We start from the raw sequence: 18,870 nt of genomic DNA on the forward strand, positions 1-18,870 counted from the left end.
AAAACATTTGTAAGAATATACAAAATAATACTCCTGTTAGGGCTATAGAACCTGTAATGTTGAACAGTTCTATAGCCTTTTATTGTGCATTACCCCGAATTTATACTTTATTGGTAAAGTATATTGACTATTATATATAATGTTTTATACTTTACTATAAGAGTAAACTTTTTAAAAATACATATAATCAGATATGTGTTTATTACATTATAGTAAGTTTTCTATAATGTATCGGAGTTGTAATATACAGCTCAAAATATCGACTTTATGTCGATACAACAATATAAGTGGAGGGAATGTATGTCTTATCAAACAACAAAGGAACATGAGTTGCTTAGAGAGAAGGTTCGTGAGTTTGCGGAGAGAGAAATAAAGCCTGTAGCTTTCAGTCTTGATGTAAAGAGCGAATTTCCTACTCAAATCGTGAAGAACATGGGAAAGCTTGGCATTATGGGATTGCCATATGAAAAGAAATATGGTGGAGCAGGTCTTGATGTTATAAGCTATGCCATAGCGGTAGAAGAACTTTCAAGAGTTGACGGCGGTGTAGGTGTTATACTTTCAGCACACACCTCGCTTGGTACTTATCCTATAGCGGCTTTCGGTAATGAGGAGCAAAAGAAGAAATATTTACCGGGACTTTGCAGCGGTGAGCTTTTAGGTGCTTTCGGACTTACGGAACCGAATGCCGGATCCGATGCGGGAGGCACGGAAACTACTGCTGAGGATATGGGAGATTATTATCTCTTAAACGGAAATAAGATATTTATCACAAACGGCGGTGAAGCCGATGTTTATGTAATCTTTGCACTTACCACACCTAATATAGGTACAAGAGGTATCTCAGCACTTATAGTGGAAAAGGGTATGGAAGGATTTACATTCGGTGATCACTACGACAAGCTCGGAATCAGATCAAGCGCTACATGTGAGCTTAACTTTAATAATGTAAAGGTTCCAAAGGCGAATTTACTTGGTAAAGAAGGTCAGGGATTTAAGATTGCAATGGCTACACTTGACGGCGGTAGAATAGGAATTGCAGCTCAGGCACTTGGTATTGCACAGGGAGCTTTTGAAGAAGCTGTTGAATACAGTAAGGAAAGAGAGCAGTTTGGAAAGCCTATAGCCGCACAGCAGGCAATTGCATTTAAGATTGCGGATATGGCTACAAAGCTCAGATGTGCAAGAATGCTTGTATATTCCGCTGCGGAACTTAAAGAAGCTCATGCTCCGTACGGAATGGAATCGGCTATGGCAAAGCAGTATGCATCTGATGTTGCACTTGAGATAACTTCAGAAGCACTTCAGATTTTCGGTGGAAACGGATACTTAAAGGGAATGCCTGTAGAGAGAATGTATCGAGATGCCAGAATTACTCCTATATATGAGGGAACAAATGAGATACAAAGAGTTGTTATAGCAGCTCATATATTAGGTAAGATATCAAGAGGTGAAACTGCTGCCGTTAAGAAAACAAAGGGACCTGAAACCGGTGAGAGAAAGAGAATGATCATAGGAGAAGGTTCAATAAAAGAAAAAATTGATGTGCTTGTATCAAATCTTCAAAAGGACGGCTATGACTTTAGCGTCGGCATTCCTATGGATACACCTATCGTAGCTGCAGAAAGAGTTGTCAGTGCAGGACAGGGCATCGGTTCAAAAGAGAATATGAAACTTGTAGAGAATTTGGCCAAGGCTGCAGGTGCCGCAATAGGTTCTTCAAGACCTGTAGCGGAGACTCTTGGATATTTACCGCTTGACAGATATGTCGGTATGTCAGGCCAAAAGTTTAAAGGAAATCTTTACATAGCCTGCGGTATATCAGGTGCATTACAGCATTTAAAAGGTATCAAGAATGCTTCTACAATAGTTGCTATTAATAAAGACCCGAATGCGAGAATCTTTAAAAATTGTGATTACGGTATAGTCGGTGATGTAAATGAGGTATTACCTGCGCTTACAAAAGCACTTGATACAGGTGAGAAGAAACCTGCGCCACCGATGAAGAAAATCAAGAGAGCTGTAGCTAAGAAACATACACCTTCAAGAAAGCTCTATCTGTGTAACGGTTGTGGTTATGAATATGATGTACTTCTGGGAGATGAAGAGGGCGATGTAAGACCGGGAACGGAGTTTAAAGACCTTCCGAAGGAATGGGTATGTCCACACTGTGGTGAAGCTGCAGACAATTTCATAGAGATTGAAGTATAAGAGGAGGAGAGTATGTATAATTACCGTAAAGTTACAGATGATTTGTATTGGGTAGGTGGAGATGACCATAGATTAAGTCTTTTTGAAAATATTCATCCTATATATCATGGAGTATCTTATAATGCATATCTCTTAATGGATGAAAAAACAGTTCTGGTAGATACAGCCGACTGGTCGGTCGGAAGACAGTTCCTTGACAATGTAGAAGGTGTTTTAGGTGAGAGAAACTTGGATTTCTTACTTATAAACCATGTAGAGCCTGACCATGCGGCTTCTATTCCTGAGATTTTACTTCGTTGGCCGAATGTGAAGATTATTACAACTGAGAAGGCGGCTATGATACTTCGTCAGTTCGGTTTCAATATCAGACCTGAGCAGGTTGATGAAGTTACAGAAGGCGACAGCAGATGTTTCGGAAAACATACAATTGCATTTGTAAAGGCTCCGATGGTACATTGGCCTGAGGCAATGGTCAGCTTTGATACTACAAACGGTGTACTTTTCTCGGCAGATGCCTTCGGTTCATTCAGAGCACTTGACGGAAAACTTTTTGCTGATGAAGTAGAGTTTGATAAAGAATGGCTTGATGATGCCAGAAGGTACTATACAAATATAGTCGGAAAATACGGTCCGCAGGTTTTACAGGTATTAAAAAAGGCTTCTACTCTGCCTATTAAGTATATCTGCCCGCTTCACGGTCCGGTTTGGAGAAAAGATATTCCTTATATCTTGGACAAATATATGCACTGGGCAAGCTATGAGCCTGAAGAGAAGGGTATAATGATAGTATATGCTTCTATGTATGGAAATACTGAGGCCGCTGCAGAAGTTTTAGCAAGAAAGCTTTGTGAAAAAGGTATTACAAAGACAAGACTTTATGATGTTTCAAGTACACATATGAGCTATCTTATCTCGGATTTGTTCAAATACAGCCATTTGGTGCTTGCATCTGTGACATATAATCTTGGAATATTCCCTCCGATGCACAACTTCCTTATGGATCTTAAGGCTCTCAATCTGCAAAAGAGAACATGTGCCATAGTTGAAAACGGCTCATGGGCACCAAATTCAGGAAATTTGATGAAGGCAGAGCTTGAAGAGATGAAGCATATGGATATTTTGGATGATGAAGTGAATATAACATCTTCATACAGAGAGAACAATGAAAGTGATATGGATGCATTGGTAGACGCTCTTGTTGCTTCATTTAATAAAAAATAATTTAATATAATTATAATTTCGGGTCGGGGAGTATTCTCCGACCTTTTTATATTGACAAAAAGAATTTTTGGTTTAAGAATATGACCAGATAATAAAATATTATTGGAGGAGTAGTATGAACTCATTTAACAACTTTGATAATAAAGAGAATGCTACAACTGTGCATAACAGTAAGAAGGAACTTGATAAAGATATAGCCGGAAAAACCTATGCAAAAATAACTGTAGAGGATATTGAAAAAACGGATGAATTTTGGGATATTTTGGATCCGATATACTGGACTGTAGATATTTACAGTTCATATGAGAAGTACTTAAATTCCGCCAAGGATTTCACATTGGAGCAAAGATATCTTAACGCAATATCATGGTATTTTATGGAAGTAAATAACGGAGGACATTTTCAGTTTTTTGACAACTCTACAGGAATAGTATGGGAAGATGCCCTAAACGGACTTAAGGAGTTCGGCATGGAAGAACTGGCTGATAATTTCAAAAAGATTGTAGAACTGTTTGGAGGAAAGATTCCATTTGACAGAGAAGAGCGATGGGAAGCTATGGATAAAATGAGTGAAAATTTTGAGGAACTTTTGGATAAGGCCGACAGTGTTGTATACGATTTGTATGACTATGACTATGCATTCGAGATGAAATATATAAAAGAGCATCCTGATAAGTTTGTATTTGAGGGATATTATAATAAGATTGTCTAATGGTATAGAAAATATATAAGTAAAGATAAGGCTGAGATCATTTTTACATGTATTCTCAGCCTTTAAAATATATTATTCAAGCAGATATTTTAAGTATCCATATCCTCGTTCATCCATTTTTTCATATGGAATAAATTCAAGAGATGCACTGTTGATACAGTATCTTTTGCCACCTGATTCTTTTGGACCGTCATCAAAAACATGACCTAAGTGGGCGTTACCGCTTCTGCTTCTTACCTCTGTTCTGTTCATATTGAAGCTGTCATCTTCACTGTATTTTACTACATCCTCATTTATAGGTTTTGAAAAACTTGGCCAACCGCAACCTGATTCAAACTTGTCTGTTGAGACAAAGAGTGGTTCTTTTGTTGTAATATCTACATAAATTCCCTTTTCAAAATTGTTCCAATATTCATTTGCAAAAGGTCTTTCAGTATCACTGTTAATAGCAACTTGGTATTGCTCATCTGTAAGCTGTTTTTTGAGTTCATCATCTGAAGGTCTTGGATATTTTGAAGCATCTATTTCAGGTTCATTGTTTTTTGATATATCTTTATCAGAAAGCGGTTTGTCTGCAAGAGACAGATCTATATGGCAGTATCCACCGGGATTTTTATCAAGGTAGTCTTGGTGATATTCCTCTGCAATAAAAAATTGTTGTAGAGGGAGTACTTCTATTGCTATAGGCTTATCATACTTATTTTGTTCATTTGCTAAAACTTTTTCTATTATAGTTTTTTCCGAATTATTTGTATAATAAACCCCGGTTCTATACTGAGTACCTGTATCATTACCTTGTTTATTAATACTTACGGGGTCTACTACACGAAGATAATATTCGAGCAGTTCTTCAAGACTTACCATATCAGGATTATATACAACTTTTACAGTTTCAGCATGACCGCTTGTATGTAGATCTTTATAGCTTGGATTATCGGTTTTACCGTTTGCATATCCGCTTACGGCATCCTCAACACCTTTAATCTTTTGCATATATGCTTCCAGTCCCCAAAAACATCCTCCGGCAAGATAGATTTCTTTAAGCTTTACTGAATCTACAGTATTATTATCATTAACTGTAAATTCGGTTGTATCGTCATTTGTAAGAGTCTTATCTTTGTTTTTAAAATACATGGCAAAAACATATACAGCTGTTACTACTAAAAGTACCGGTATTATCAAAAGTAATTTGTTTTTATTCATTTTTGTTCCTTTCTATTATATTTGACTTCCAATATATTGGATTTGGTAATGATATATATTATAATACGACTTACAAGGTAAAGGATTGGTAAAACTTTTAAAAGGGGTGTGATATGATTTTGGATGAAATAAGAAATGAATTATTTAAAATGCAGGATACAGCGTATAGAGATTTTAACAGTAAGTTGATACCTACGGTTGATAAGAGTCTTTTTATAGGGGTAAGAACACCTGAACTTAGAAAGTATGCCAAGCAACTTGCTAAAAGAGAAGATATCGAAGAATTTTTGCATTCATTACCACATAAATATTTTGATGAGAATCAGCTTCATGCATTTATTGTATCTGAAATAAAGGATTTTAAGAGCTGCGTTGATAAAGTGAATGAATTTTTACCTTATGTAGATAACTGGGCGACTTGTGACCAGCTCTCACCGAAAGTATTTAAAAAATATCATAAGGAGTTGATAAACTATATAGAAATATGGCTAAAATCTGATAAAGTATATACTGTTAGATTCGGTATCGGTATGCTTATGGAACATTTCTTGGATGAGGATTTCGATATAAGTTACCTCGAGACGGTTTCAAATATAAGGTCAGATGAATACTATGTAAATATGATGATTGCCTGGTATTTTGCAACGGCACTGGTAAAGCGGTATGAGAGTGTACTACCCTTTATTGAAAACAGAAGGCTTGATATATGGACCCATAATAAGGCTATACAAAAGGCGGTGGAAAGTTATAGAATAAGTACAGAAAGAAAAACTTATTTAAAAGAGCTGAAAGTAAAGAAGGGATAAGGTGTTTTATTGAGGACAAGAGAGGAGGCCTGTAGTTTCGGGCTGGAATTTGAAAATACATACTTGGATAAGCCCTTTAGAAAGGCGGATTGGCAACTGATCAGAGTAAAGGACAATAAGAAAGCCTTTCTTTGTATTTATGAAAGAGACGGTTTTGTAAATTTAAATGTAAAAGTTGACCCTGCGTGGAGAGACTTTTGGAGAAGTACATATGCTTCAGTAATTCCAGGGTATCATCAGAATAAGGAGCATTGGAATACTATAATACTTGACGGCAGTATAAAGGAAGATGATATAAAGAGGATGATTGCCGAAAGCTATGATTTGGTAACGGATTCACCTACAAAAAGGATATATGAGGCGGTAAAGAGAATACCTAAAGGCAAGGTTGCAACCTATGGCAAGGTGGCAGAGATGGCGGGAAATAAAAAGATGTCAAGAGCGGTAGGAAATGCTCTTCATAAAAACCCGGATCCTGACAATATTCCTTGCTTTCGTGTAGTCAATTCAAAAGGTGAGCTTGCACCTGAATTTGCCTTTGGAGGAATCGGTGAACAGAGAAAGCTTTTAGAGGCTGAGGGAATAGAAGTTAAAGATAATAAAGTGGATTTATCAAAGTATGGTTTAGAATAGGAGTCTTATGAAGTTATTTGGAGGTGCGGACCTAATTATATATTTCTTTATATATGGGCTTTTGGCTTGGGTACTGAATACGGTCATATACAGTTTAAAAGAACAAAAGTATATAAATACAGGTGTTTTAAATATTCCGATTCTTATATGTCCTGCCTTAATTATGATTTTGATGATAATAGTATCATCAGGAAAAAATGTCAGCTATTACGGAATGCTTATGATGGCTTTTATAGATTATTTTATACTGGATAAGTTAGGACTGTTCTTCTCACAAAGGCTTCTTTTAAAAAAGGAAATAAGCCCTGAAAGGCTGGGATATGGTAAGAACCTGAAGATTAGTTTAATAAATGCGATTATTATAACAGCTGTATGTTTTACCTGTTTAAAAACTTTACAGCCTATTATATTTTCTTTGGTATCGCTGATTCCAAGAATAATAGTAAATATAATTGCCATTGTTCTCTTACTGCTTCTGATTTCGGATATTGTGTTTACATATATTTTTGTCAGAAAATACCCTATGCAAAGTATGGACAGCAATATAGCCAAGAGAAAAAATACTTTTGGAGAATGGATTTCAAAAAACATCTGGAAGAGAATTTATAAAATTTACCCAAGTCTTTTGTCAGATGATTTTGAAGACAGCAATAAAGGTATTTCAGATGCGGATAAATTACTTGAAGAACAGGGCATTATATTTGCAAGAGGAATAAATGCCGCTAAGCTTATTTGGGTGCTGTTTATATCCTCACTTATCGGAGATATCGTAGAAACCATATATGTACTTATTGTAGGCCATGAACTTATGAGACGCTCAAGCTTTGTACTCGGACCTTTCAGCCTTGTGTGGGGACTGGGTGCGGTAATACTTACTTTAGCACTTTCAAAAGTAAAAAGGCAGAATAATCTGTCTATATTTATATCAGGTTTCTTTTTTGGAGGAGTATTTGAATACTTGTGCTCCGTATTTACTGAAGTATTCTTCGGTATGAAGTTTTGGGACTATTCACATATGCCTTTTAATATTGACGGCAGAACAAATCTTTTGTTTATGTTCTTTTGGGGCATAGTGGCTTTGGTATGGTTTAAATTTATATACCCTCCTTTTTCAAAGTTTATAGAGAAAATTCCGCCTGTCACAGGTTCAGTCCTTGCAGTATTTATAGCGCTGTTTTTTATCTGTAACGGAACGGTTACTTCAATGGTGATGATAAGGACTACAGACAGAAAAAAACACCCTGAAGCAAGGAATGTGATAGAGCAGTTCATAGATGATGAATATCCAAATAAAGTGGTAAGAAAGCTTTGGCCGAATATGAATTTTTTGGAGGAGTAGATATATGAAAAAGAGCAAAAAAAGTATGGCTGTAATTATGGCATTACTTGCGGCAACATTCTATGCGATAAATACTCCTTTTTCTAAAGTACTTTTGAAAAATGTTACACCGACATTTATGGCTTCATTTTTGTATCTGGGAGCCGGTATCGGTGTAGGTATAATGTATCTGTTTAATTCAAAAAGAGAGAAGAATATTGAAAAGCTGTCAAAGACAGACTTGCCATATACTCTAGGGATGATTGTTCTTGATATTTTGGCACCTATATTTTTAATGATCGGAATAAATATAGGTTCGGCTTCAAATGCATCATTACTTGGAAACTTTGAAATCGTAGTGACCACACTCATCGCTCTTTTGATATTCAAAGAGGTTGTAACATCAAGGCTGTGGCTTGCCATAGGATTTATTACATTATCAAGCATAGTTCTATCATTTGAAGGAAGCGAAAGTTTTAAATTCTCTTTGGGCTCATTGTTTGTAATACTTGCAACATGTTGTTGGGGACTTGAAAACAACTGTACAAGAATGATTTCGGAAAAGAGTACTTATGAGATAGTAATATTAAAAGGAATATTTTCAGGTACAGGTTCATTTATAATTGCAATAATACTTGGGGAGTGGATACCGGATATAAAATATATTTTGATTTCAATGTTGCTTGGGTTTGTGGCATATGGTCTCAGTATATTTTTATATATCAGGGCACAAAGAGATTTGGGAGCCGCAAAAACAAGTGCATATTATGCAATAGCTCCTTTTATAGGTACATTCTTATCATTTGTGGTAGACGGTGACAGATTGACAGAAGTTTATTTTATCGGACTTATATTTATGATAATAGGAAGCGTGATTGTTGTATATGATACGATGTTAAAAAATCATATTCATTACCATATACATACGATTGTTCATACACATAACGGCTCAACACATAAGCATGTAATTAAGCATGAGCATACTCACTCTCATTTGGTTTCAGAAGAAAAACATTCTCACAGTCATGATGATTATATAAACAGTGTGGAGCATAAGAGGATGCATGAGACGGGTGTGTAGATTTATATTTAATGTAAATGTTGACATTACATTAAATAGGTTATATTATTTTACTAAAAAAGGAGTATACAAATGCAGATATCCAGCAGATTTACAATAGCATTACATATTTTTGCATGTGTAGAATATTTTAAAGATAAAGAGAAGATAACCAGTGACTTTCTGTCAGGCAGTATAAGATCAAATCCTGTAATTATCAGGAACATTCTTTCTCAGTTAAAGAAAGCCGGGCTTATAAATGTAGTCAGAGGAACCGGAGGTATAGAGATTTTAAAAGATCCGTCTGAGATAACATTTTACGATGTTTATAAGGCGGTTGAAGCAGTCAAAGAAGAGGGACTGTTTCATTTCCATGAGGAGCCGAATCCTGCTTGCCCTGTGGGAAAAAATATACATAGAATATTGGACGGTAAGCTTAGTGAAATACAGGAAGCGATGGAAAACAAGATGAAAAGCTATACTCTTTTGGATATTGAAAAGGGTATTAAAGAGATTAAAGACTAAAAGATGCTTATAACAGGCATCTTTTTTAATATAAAGTATTGACAAGTTTGATGTAATATTTTATATTACAACTATCATGTGTTCTGTTTTTGAAGGAGGCAAGTATGAATCAAAATGAAAGACTTGATTATCTCATAGAAGCTTTTAAAGAAGATTCCGTAGAGTATAAGAACTTAAAAGTACCTGTAGATACAGAAGGGAAGAAAAGAATACTGCGTTCTCTTATGAATATCAGAATGCCAAGGGAAATGAATACTGAGGTATTAAAAATACAAGATGAATATCTTAGAGAAGCTATAAATGAAAACGGTATAGTATATCTTTCGGATATAGATACAGTGGAAGATAATATCTCTATATGGCAGGGAGATATTACAAGGTTAAAGGTGGATGCAATAGTTAATGCTGCAAACTCACAGATGCTCGGTTGCTTTATTCCTATGCATACCTGTATTGATAATTGTATACATACATTTGCCGGTGTGGAGCTTAGAAATGAATGTAACAAAAAAATGAACCGGCTAAGGATTCGTTATGGCAGGGATTATGAACAACCTACAGCAATTCCTATGCTCACAGATGCTTACAATCTTCCCGCAAAAAAGATTGTTCATATAGTCGGCCCTATTGTACAAGGGGGACTTAGCAAAAGGAATGAGGAAGATCTTAAAAACTGTTATAAAAACACTTTAGATCTTTGCGTTGAAAACAGATTGAGAAGCGTGGCATTTTGCTGTATATCTACCGGAGTATTTCATTTTCCGAATAAAATGGCGGCAGAAATTGCAGTAGCAACTGTAAGAGAATGGTTAAAAGAAAATCAAGGCAAAATTGATAGAATAATATTTAATGTATTTAAGGATGAGGATAAGAAATATTACGAGAGGGAACTATGGATAAAAAAGAATGTTGGTTAAAGTGGGCAATAGAATTACAAAGTCTGGCACAGATAGGTCTTAATTATTGTAAAGATATATATGATAAAGAAAGATATCAGAGGATTAGAGATATTTCTGCAGAAATAGTTTCATTTATGACAGATATTCCAAATATGAAAGTTAAAGATCTTTTCTGCAATGAAAGTGGTTATCAGACACCAAAACTTGACACCAGAGCCGCCATTTTTAAAGATGAAAAAATTCTTCTTGTACATGAAAATGACGGCAAATGGTCTTTACCCGGAGGATGGGTGGATGTTAATGTATCAGTAGGCGAAAATGTAGTAAAAGAGGTTAAGGAAGAATCAGGGTTGGATGTTATCACAGAGAAAGTAATAGCGATTCAAGACAGATCAAAACATAATCTACCCGTCTATGCATATGGAATATGTAAAATTTTTGTCCAATGTTCTGTAATTGGTGGTAAATTTGAAGAGAATAATGAAACGACGGAATATCGTTATTTTTCAATATCAGAATTACCTGAACTGGCAACAGAGAAAAATACTGTAGAACAAATCAAAATGTGTTTTGAGGCTTATAAATCAGATAATTGGAAAACATTATTGGATTAATTATTTTAGAAAATTCACAGAAAGGATCAGAACTATGGATATTGAAGTTTTAAAAATATCTGACGGTTACAGAGAGTCTATCAGCAAAGGAATAGCTGCAATACAGTATTTTAAGGGCAGAGTCAATTATGGAACCGGCGACAGAGAAGAGCAGTTACAAAGATTAAAGAATGAAATTAGAAGTTGTGATGCAATTTTGATTGGAGCCGGTGCAGGTCTCTCCACATCTGCAGGATTATCATACTCCGGTGAGAGATTTGATAAGTATTTCTTTGATTTTGGAAAGGCTTTCGGTATAAAAGATATATATTCAGGCGGTTTTTATCCGTTTCCTGAAAAAGAGATATTTTGGGCATGGTGGGCAAGGCATATTTATTTTAACAGATATGTTGATGCGCCAAAACCTGTATATAAGGACTTATTTAACTTGGTTAAGGATAAGGACTATTTTGTAATTACCACAAATGTAGACCATCAGTTTCAAAGAGCAGGATTTGATAAGAAAAGACTTTTCTACACTCAGGGAGATTACGGACTTTTTCAAAGTACAAATCCGGATTGTAAAGTTACCTTTGATAATAAGGAGTGGGTAGAAAAAGCCTTAAAAGCACAGGGATTTATTCAAGATGAGAGCGGTGTATTTATAGTACCTAATGATAGAGAGATTATTATGGAAATACCTACTGACCTTATACCGAAGACTCCAACCGGTGATAATGTGACTACAAATCTTCGAGCTGATGATACTTTCGTAGAGGATGAAGGCTGGCATAATGCTTCAAGTAATTATGCTGATTTTATAAGAAGACATGAAAACTTGCATATACTCTTTTTGGAACTTGGAGTAGGAGCAAATACACCTGTTATCATAAAATATCCTTTTTGGCAGATGACATATGACAATAAAAAGGCGGTATATGCCTGTTTAAATTATGGAGAAGCCTTCTGCCCTGAGAAGATAAATGATAGAAGTATATGTATTGACGGGGATATTGGTGAAATTCTGTCACAGATTAAAGAAAAGTAATAGTTATAAGGCTACTTTATTACAGATATAATATCCTTTTTGGCAGATGACATATGACAATCAAAAAGCGATATATGCCTGTTTAAATTATGGAGAAGTCTTTTATCCGGAAATTCTTAATGACAGAAGTGTACCCCATCAAATCAACAGAAGTTAATAATATCTTTATGCAAATCTTTTCTTAAATTTTAAAAAAAGTGTACTAAGCAGTATAGAATCAGGCTTAGTACACTTCATTCCTGTGTTATTTAATTAATATTTTAGTAGTTCGGGTACCACTTTAAGTCATGAACCGCTTTTGCCATATCTGTTTCTTGTGAACGGGCAAGACCTTGTTCTTGTGCTTTTTTAGCTACCGCTTCGGCAACTTTAATAGAAACATCGGCTACATACTTAAATGGTGGTAAGACAGGTGCACCGGCTTGCCCGGGATTTACAATACCACTCAATGAATGTGCGGCTGCTCCAATCATTTCATCTGTCAAAAGACTTGCTTCAGAGGCCAACATACCAAGTCCAAGACCCGGATAGATCAAGGCATTATTAGCCTGGCCAATAATATAGTCCACACCTTTATAAGAAACGGTACCGGAAGGAATTCCCGTTGCAACAAATGCTTTTCCGTCCGACCATTCAATTAAATCTTTAGCACTTGCTTCTGCCAGAATTGTAGGGTTTGAGAGAGGGAAGATCATTGGACGTTCGGTATTCTTACACATAGCTTCTACAATTTCTTTAGTGAAAGTATTAGGTTGAGTTGAAGTTCCTACAAGAATAGTCGGCTTGACTGTCTTCACCACTTCCAAAAGATCTGTCAACTTATCTGCATTAGCAAAGTCTGAACGCTTCTTGGCAAAAGGCTTTTGCTCAGGGGTTAAGTCTTCCATGTCATCAAAGAGAAGACCTTGTTTATCAACCATAAAGAAGCGTTTATAGGCTTCTTCTTCTGATAGACCTTGATTTATCATTTCACGTAAAACACGAGAGGCAATTCCTGCTCCGGCAGTACCGCCACCATAACAGAGATAAATTTGATCCGTTAATTTTTCACCGGTAATATCAAGAGAACCGAAGATACCTCCCAAAGTTACAATTCCTGTACCCTGAATATCATCATTAAATGTTGGAATTTGTTTACGATATTTTTCAAGGATATTTGCAGCATTTAAGCGACCGAAATCTTCCCAGTGAAGATAGAGCTTAGGAAATAAACGTTCTGCAGTTTTGACAAATTGGTCAATGAAGTTGTAGTAACGATCACCACGGACACGTTCGTGACGATTTCCTAAATAATTTGGATTGTTCCGAAGTTCGTCACGGTTAGTACCTGCATCAATAACTAAAGGAAGCACCATAGAAGGATCGATCCCTGCTGCAGCAGTATAAACCATCAATTTTCCAACAGAAATATCCACACCGTTTGTTCCCCAGTCACCAATACCAAGTATTCCTTCTGCATCTGTTACAACAATCAAACGAATCTCACGTTCACCCGCCGCATTTTTTAAAGTATCCTCTATATTTTCAGGGTGGTTAATATCCAAATATCCGGCGTACTGAGGATTTACAAAGAGATCACTATAACCTTCAATAGAATCTGCAATAGTCGGGTCATACACAATAGGATTGAATTCTTCCAAATGTTGAGAAAAAAGGTAATAGAAAAGTGTACGATTTGTATTAAAGATTTCCATCAAAAAAATTCTTTTTTCCAAATCATTTACCTTTGTTTGCATTTGTGCATAAGTTTGCGCCGCCTGTTCTTCAATAGTTTGAACATAAGGCGGCAACAGTCCAATCAGCCCAAGTTTTTTACGTTCCTCCAATGTAAAGGCAGTTCCTTTATTAAGGAAAGGGTTATTTAAAATATCATGTGCAGTCATAATAATACCTCCTTTTGTACACGATAATTTTTCTCTTTCTAACCAAGCCATTAATGCTGACAGAAAAATTGAAATTGCAATAATAATTGTCATAGTGGCCGCAGTTTTATCTGCAAATACAGCCAAAAGCACTGACGGTACAACGCCGCTTCCATATTGGAGGGATCCTAAGAGGGCTGCGGCAGAACCTGACATATCACTTGATACAGTATTTAGTGCGGCGGCATTTGCACATGCCGCAACGATTCCGTTCATACTGAATACCAAAAACATAGGTATAACAATTCCTAACAGTCCAAATGAATGTGTTACTCCCATTATAGCCAAAATCACAGAAAAAATAAAGGCCGGAGAAGTTGATATGGCAAGAAGCCGGCTTATATTAACAAGTGCAAATCCGATAACAAAACCTGTTACAGTCAATTCCGCACGACCTCCTAAATCCGCCTGCATAGAAGGCATAGCAGGTAAATAAATATCGGTTGACAAAGATGTAAATGCCATAAAAGCACTTAAGATAATCAAAAAAGATAGCGATGTTTTTTCCTTATTCATAACATATTCTACTTACAGTTGTTACGGACGGTTTACAATGATTTTCAGATAAAGTACAATATAAAAATTAGAAGTCTGTATGCAAAAAATAAATAGTGAAGGAAGCAAGTAAGGATTATTATTTATCCTTTTACCCGAGATTTAAAGATAAGCTTTTATTCTTATTTTATAATGATAAAAGTGAGATGGAAGAGTAAAGGAGTGGAGAAAAAATGAGTATATTTACACCTGAAGCAAACATAATAATAAAAGAAGCAAAACCTGAAGATGCAGCTAAGCTGATTGAATACACAAAGTTTGTAGGTGCACAAACCGATAATCTAAGCTTCGGAAAAGAAGGTATAGGAGATGCACTTGAGGTAGAGAAAGAATTTATCGAAAGAATTAATTCAGATCCGAGGTCTGTGATGTATTTTGCATGGAAAAATGATGATATAGTCGGATGTGCAAATATAAGCGGTATGAAGCGAAGAATGAGTCATAGAGCAAACTTTGCTATCAGTGTAGCCAAATCGGAATGGGGAAGCGGAATTGGAAGTGCACTTTTAGAAAAATGTATTTCTTTTGCAAAAGATAACGGAATAGAAATAATAAACCTCGATACAAGGAGTGATAATATCCGTGCGATTAGCCTCTATAAAAAGTTCGGTTTTGTAAAAATCGGACAAATGCCTGCTTTTTCAAAAATAAAAGGTGAGTATATAGATGCGGATTTGATGTATCTCGATTTAAGAGAGAAATAGATACAATAACAATAATAGATAAAAGAGTATAACCCCACACCGGATAAAAAATCTGATGTGGGGACATTTTATATGTTTATCTTGGCAGCAGCAGAATTATTTAAAGTTTCTTCGGACTTACAGATATCAAGATAGTCATCAACAGCACCATGAAAATCATCTAACAGTTCTTTAGCATTTTCACCCTCATAAGAGATCAACGATCTTATACCTAGAACTTTTCCAAAGAAAATACAGTCTTCTTCAGAAAATTCAACGCTTCCTATATATCCTTTATACATAATAGTATTATTCATATGAGTCCCTCCTAATCTATATTGTATATTATTAAAGTTGATTGAACAACACAAAATATATGCAATATTATTTTTGATGATTTGAAATGTATAGCTTGCTATTTGACTCAAATAATGAGATAATTGAGTCAAAATAGGAAAAGGAGAAAGCTATGAAGACTATAAGTATTAGACTGGAAGATTCAATTTATGAAGAATTAGGAAATATGCTTGATGAAATGGGACAGACTAAGCAAACTTTCTATGAGACATTTACAAGAACTGCGTTGAGAGAGAGAAGTATTCCTTTTATTATAAAAGCTCCTTTAGCAGATCAAAGCAATAATAATAACAGAAAAATAGAAGCATTTGAAAGATTAGAGGCAATAAGAAGAGAAAATAAAAAAGAAATTGATTTTAATAAAGAAAGAGAGGAGGCAATGAATGAAAAGTATGGTATTGTTGATTGATACAAATGTTCTCTTAAATTATTTGACAAATAGAGATGCAATATACGGTCAACAATCTTGTGATATTGTTAGATTATGTGCAACAGGAGAATGTATTGGGTATATTGCCTTTCATACATTACCTACAATTTGGTATGTGCTTAGAAAATGGGATGATTGTAAAAGAAGACAGAGCTTAAAAGATTTATGTGAGATTTTTACAGTTGCATCTGCCACACAATCAGAAATTCTTTCTGCAATAGAAAATGATTCTTTTTCAGATTTTGAAGATTGCCTACAAGATAAATGTGCAAAGGATATCGGAGCGGACTATATTATTACTTGTAATATTAGAGACTTTGAAAATTCTGAAGTTCCGGCAGTAACACCGGATGAATTTTACCGAATATTCAAATAAAATACAGCCTCAATCTCAATAAGTATCAAGGCTGTATTTTTGTTAAATATTCCTCTACCTTCCCGTTTTTATATCGGTTCTGTTCAGATAAAGTAATCCTATAGCAAAAGATATAAGAATATAAAGTAAACAAGTTATTATTACAACAGGTAGATTTATTTCACCGGTTATATTTGTGCTGCCCATAGAGTATATAAGCATTGAAAAAGGTGTTGCATAGAAAAATCCCTTTACTGTGAGGAGAAGTCCTAAAATATTTCCAAGGAAGGAAAGTCCTACAGGTATTGCAAATGAAGGTATTATCAGTGAAAGCATACACTGAAAACTTGAAACGGCAATTATACAAAGTATACTTGCAAGGATTCTTAAATAGAATTCATTCGGTATGCTTCCGGTAATACCGATAAGCTTTCCTGAAACAACATAGATAAATGCAATCCATAACATACAAACAGTTGAAATGACAGCTACAGTAAGCCATTTATCCTTTAATACTTTGAAGCGTGAGCTTGATGTAAGCATTATATTCCAGTTGGTTCCAAGATGTTCCATACGAAAATCAAGGCTTGCAAGTATGGCAATTAAAGGTGATAAGAAAAACAAACCTAAAAATAATGACTCCTGTGTCCAAAGGGCTGCCCAGTCAAATGATAATACTCCTTGATTTGAAAGGAAATTTATAATACCGATGCCGGCAGATATTAACGGAATCAATGCAAACGGAATCCATACAGGGTTTCTCTTCATCTTGATAAGTTCGGCCGGCAATAGTGTATGAGCGTTTTTGCTTTTCCTATGTACATGAGCAATCTTAAAATTACCTGTTTCAGGATCATTAAATACGGATAGACTAAGCTTATATGTAACAAAGAAATATAAAAAGCTTATAAATATCGCTTTTATATCTATTGCATTCCATGAAAGCAGCATATCTCTTGTAGCAGAGTCATAATCCATAGTAACTGTACTTAAAGAAAAGAGTACGGACCATGGAGTAAGTGCCGCTTTACTTACAAAAGCAATAAATACACCTGCAAGTGTGCCTCCGAATGCGATTGAAAGTGCTGCAAATTGATTCCTGAACTTTAATGACAGCAGACATTGAAGCTGAAATATAATCATTCCGAAAATAATCTCTGCAAATTCAGTCTGAAGTAATGCAAAGATTGGGAATCCTCCACCAATCATAAATTTAATACCTAAATATAAAATTATTATTGTCTGTATAAAACAAAATAAAGCTATATGTATTAAGCCGAATAAAAGTTTGGAAGAAAAGAGTTTTTTCCTGCTTTCCAGTGTAGGAAGAGTATTCCACATATTTCCTTTATTTTCTATATCAATGCATCTGCTTGCCAGTACCGACATCATAATGGAAATCAACATTGTATTCAAAAACGGAATCGAACTGAAAATCATCTGCCATTCCTGTCCTTTAGGTAAATCTCCATATGAGATGTAGAAATAGTTTAGTCCTGTTACAATAAATAATAATGATAATGAAATCAGGAATTTATTTTTTGTAAATTCAATGGATAGTGACTTGTTTAAGCTGATTTGTTTCATAATGACTCCTTTTCTCCGGTAAGCTTAAGGAAAATCTGCTCCAAACTCTGACCTGATGATTCAAGATTTGACAGCTTTCCTTGGTAGAGCATTTGACCGTGATTTATAATACCCACATAGTCAGCCATTTGTTCTATCTCATTAAGCAGATGGCTTGAGATAATTACAGTTATATCTCTTTCTTTAGGCAGGGAAGTTATTAGTTTTCTTATCTCCATTATTCCGGCAGGATCAAGGCCGTTTGTAGGCTCATCCAATATAAGTAATTTCGGATTTCCCAGAAGTGCCATAGCGATACCGAGCCTTTGCTTCATACCGAGTGAATAAGCGGCAAGCTTTTTATCTCTTTGTTCATACAGTCTTACTGTTTTCAGAGCTTTTTCTATTTCAGCTTCTTTGACACCTTTTAACTTTGCTATGATTTGCATATTTTCAAGTCCTGTTAAATGAGGGTATCCGCCGGGATTTTCTATAAGACTACCTGTTTGATGAAGCAGATTTAAAAGATTCTTGTTTGAAACTTTTTCACCAAAGAGTTTAATCTCTCCCGAGTCTTTCTTTATAAGTCCTAAAATCATTTTCAATGTAGTACTTTTTCCCGCTCCGTTTGGTCCAAGAAATCCGTATACACAGGATTTAGGTACACTCATGGATAAATCATGTACACGATTTTTTTTAGATAAATTTTTTGTTTCAAGTATTGTATCAGTCATTGTTTTTCTCCTTTTGCTTGATATGTGAGTATGATAATA

19 protein-coding genes are annotated in these 18,870 nt (G+C 35.3%); 14 read left to right on the forward strand and 5 right to left on the reverse strand.

All coding sequences use genetic code 11. From position 1 onward, the window contains the following. The first annotated feature begins 300 nt into the window (after positions 1-300). The 3 genes from HMPREF1140_RS13240 (at position 301) to HMPREF1140_RS04985 (ending at position 4,144) form a co-directional block, all read left to right on the forward strand. Positions 301-2,211 (forward strand): acyl-CoA dehydrogenase family protein, encoded by a 1,911-nt coding sequence (locus tag HMPREF1140_RS13240; protein WP_009662796.1) that lies wholly within the window; start codon positions 301-303, stop codon positions 2,209-2,211. Positions 2,212-2,223: 12 nt separating this feature from the next. Further along, on the forward strand, positions 2,224-3,432 hold the full coding sequence (locus tag HMPREF1140_RS04980; protein ID WP_009662812.1) for an FprA family A-type flavoprotein: 1,209 nt from the start codon (positions 2,224-2,226) through the stop codon (positions 3,430-3,432). Between the two features lie 115 nt (positions 3,433-3,547). Next, the gene (locus HMPREF1140_RS04985; protein WP_009662814.1) at positions 3,548-4,144 is read left to right on the forward strand and encodes a DMP19 family protein; all 597 of its coding nucleotides are present in this window, start codon (positions 3,548-3,550) and stop codon (positions 4,142-4,144) included. Between the two features lie 72 nt (positions 4,145-4,216). On the opposite strand, the gene msrAB is transcribed toward HMPREF1140_RS04985, so the two are convergent. Next, positions 4,217-5,347 (reverse strand): bifunctional peptide-methionine (S)-S-oxide reductase MsrA/peptide-methionine (R)-S-oxide reductase MsrB, encoded by a 1,131-nt coding sequence (gene msrAB, locus HMPREF1140_RS04990; protein ID WP_009662818.1) that lies wholly within the window; start codon positions 5,345-5,347, stop codon positions 4,217-4,219. Between the two features lie 113 nt (positions 5,348-5,460). Between msrAB and HMPREF1140_RS04995 the strand changes: the two genes are divergently transcribed. The 8 genes from HMPREF1140_RS04995 (at position 5,461) to HMPREF1140_RS05030 (ending at position 12,229) form a co-directional block, all read left to right on the forward strand. Continuing rightward, positions 5,461-6,153 carry a DNA alkylation repair protein gene (locus tag HMPREF1140_RS04995; protein ID WP_009662822.1) on the forward strand — a complete coding sequence of 231 codons (693 nt, stop codon included), beginning with the start codon at positions 5,461-5,463 and terminating at the stop codon, positions 6,151-6,153. A 9-nt stretch (positions 6,154-6,162) separates the two neighbouring features. Next, positions 6,163-6,786, forward strand: a complete 624-nt coding sequence (locus HMPREF1140_RS05000) for a methylated-DNA--[protein]-cysteine S-methyltransferase (protein ID WP_009662806.1) — start codon at positions 6,163-6,165, stop codon at positions 6,784-6,786. A 7-nt stretch (positions 6,787-6,793) separates the two neighbouring features. Next, on the forward strand, positions 6,794-8,125 hold the full coding sequence (locus HMPREF1140_RS05005) for a putative ABC transporter permease (RefSeq protein ID WP_009662802.1): 1,332 nt from the start codon (positions 6,794-6,796) through the stop codon (positions 8,123-8,125). 4 nt (positions 8,126-8,129) lie between these two features. Continuing rightward, entirely contained in the window at positions 8,130-9,185 is a 1,056-nt protein-coding gene (locus tag HMPREF1140_RS05010) for a DMT family transporter (protein WP_009662826.1), read from the forward strand. Positions 9,186-9,257: 72 nt separating this feature from the next. Then, positions 9,258-9,689 (forward strand): Rrf2 family transcriptional regulator, encoded by a 432-nt coding sequence (locus HMPREF1140_RS05015; RefSeq protein ID WP_009662808.1) that lies wholly within the window; start codon positions 9,258-9,260, stop codon positions 9,687-9,689. A gap of 104 nt (positions 9,690-9,793) precedes the next feature. Then, positions 9,794-10,606, forward strand: coding sequence for a protein-ADP-ribose hydrolase (locus HMPREF1140_RS05020; RefSeq protein WP_009662833.1), 813 nt, complete (start codon positions 9,794-9,796; stop codon positions 10,604-10,606). Next, positions 10,582-11,202, forward strand: a complete 621-nt coding sequence (locus tag HMPREF1140_RS05025) for an NUDIX hydrolase N-terminal domain-containing protein (RefSeq protein WP_009662827.1) — start codon at positions 10,582-10,584, stop codon at positions 11,200-11,202. The genes HMPREF1140_RS05020 and HMPREF1140_RS05025 overlap by 25 nt, the downstream gene beginning before the upstream one ends. A 34-nt stretch (positions 11,203-11,236) precedes the next feature. Continuing rightward, positions 11,237-12,229 carry an SIR2 family NAD-dependent protein deacylase gene (locus HMPREF1140_RS05030; protein ID WP_009662795.1) on the forward strand — a complete coding sequence of 331 codons (993 nt, stop codon included), beginning with the start codon at positions 11,237-11,239 and terminating at the stop codon, positions 12,227-12,229. Between the two features lie 260 nt (positions 12,230-12,489). On the opposite strand, the gene HMPREF1140_RS05035 is transcribed toward HMPREF1140_RS05030, so the two are convergent. Further along, positions 12,490-14,112 carry a malolactic enzyme gene (locus HMPREF1140_RS05035; protein WP_035619952.1) on the reverse strand — a complete coding sequence of 541 codons (1,623 nt, stop codon included), beginning with the start codon at positions 14,110-14,112 and terminating at the stop codon, positions 12,490-12,492. Positions 14,113-14,879: 767 nt separating this feature from the next. Here HMPREF1140_RS05035 and HMPREF1140_RS05040 point away from each other — a divergent pair. Beyond that, positions 14,880-15,410 carry a GNAT family N-acetyltransferase gene (locus HMPREF1140_RS05040; RefSeq protein WP_009662804.1) on the forward strand — a complete coding sequence of 177 codons (531 nt, stop codon included), beginning with the start codon at positions 14,880-14,882 and terminating at the stop codon, positions 15,408-15,410. Between the two features lie 68 nt (positions 15,411-15,478). On the opposite strand, the gene HMPREF1140_RS05045 is transcribed toward HMPREF1140_RS05040, so the two are convergent. Continuing rightward, positions 15,479-15,706: a type II toxin-antitoxin system HicB family antitoxin gene (locus tag HMPREF1140_RS05045; RefSeq protein WP_009662794.1), complete on the reverse strand. Its 228-nt coding sequence runs from the start codon at positions 15,704-15,706 to the stop codon at positions 15,479-15,481. A 152-nt stretch (positions 15,707-15,858) separates the two neighbouring features. Between HMPREF1140_RS05045 and HMPREF1140_RS05050 the strand changes: the two genes are divergently transcribed. Both HMPREF1140_RS05050 and HMPREF1140_RS05055 read left to right on the forward strand, forming a co-directional pair. Further along, entirely contained in the window at positions 15,859-16,155 is a 297-nt protein-coding gene (locus HMPREF1140_RS05050; RefSeq protein WP_009445945.1) for an antitoxin, read from the forward strand. Further along, positions 16,130-16,552: a type II toxin-antitoxin system VapC family toxin gene (locus tag HMPREF1140_RS05055; protein WP_009662820.1), complete on the forward strand. Its 423-nt coding sequence runs from the start codon at positions 16,130-16,132 to the stop codon at positions 16,550-16,552. The genes HMPREF1140_RS05050 and HMPREF1140_RS05055 overlap by 26 nt, the downstream gene beginning before the upstream one ends. A 54-nt stretch (positions 16,553-16,606) precedes the next feature. Here the strand turns inward: HMPREF1140_RS05055 and HMPREF1140_RS05060 are convergent, their stop codons facing one another. Beyond that, a complete protein-coding gene (locus HMPREF1140_RS05060; RefSeq protein ID WP_009662805.1) occupies positions 16,607-18,118 on the reverse strand; it encodes an ABC transporter permease in 1,512 nt (503 codons plus the stop codon). Then, positions 18,115-18,831, reverse strand: a complete 717-nt coding sequence (locus HMPREF1140_RS05065; RefSeq protein WP_009445948.1) for an ABC transporter ATP-binding protein — start codon at positions 18,829-18,831, stop codon at positions 18,115-18,117. The genes HMPREF1140_RS05060 and HMPREF1140_RS05065 overlap by 4 nt, the downstream gene beginning before the upstream one ends. Between the last annotated feature and the right edge of the window lie 39 nt (positions 18,832-18,870).

It is taken from the genome of Lachnoanaerobaculum sp. ICM7, assembly GCF_000287675.1.
Lineage (GTDB): Bacteria > Bacillota > Clostridia > Lachnospirales > Lachnospiraceae > Lachnoanaerobaculum.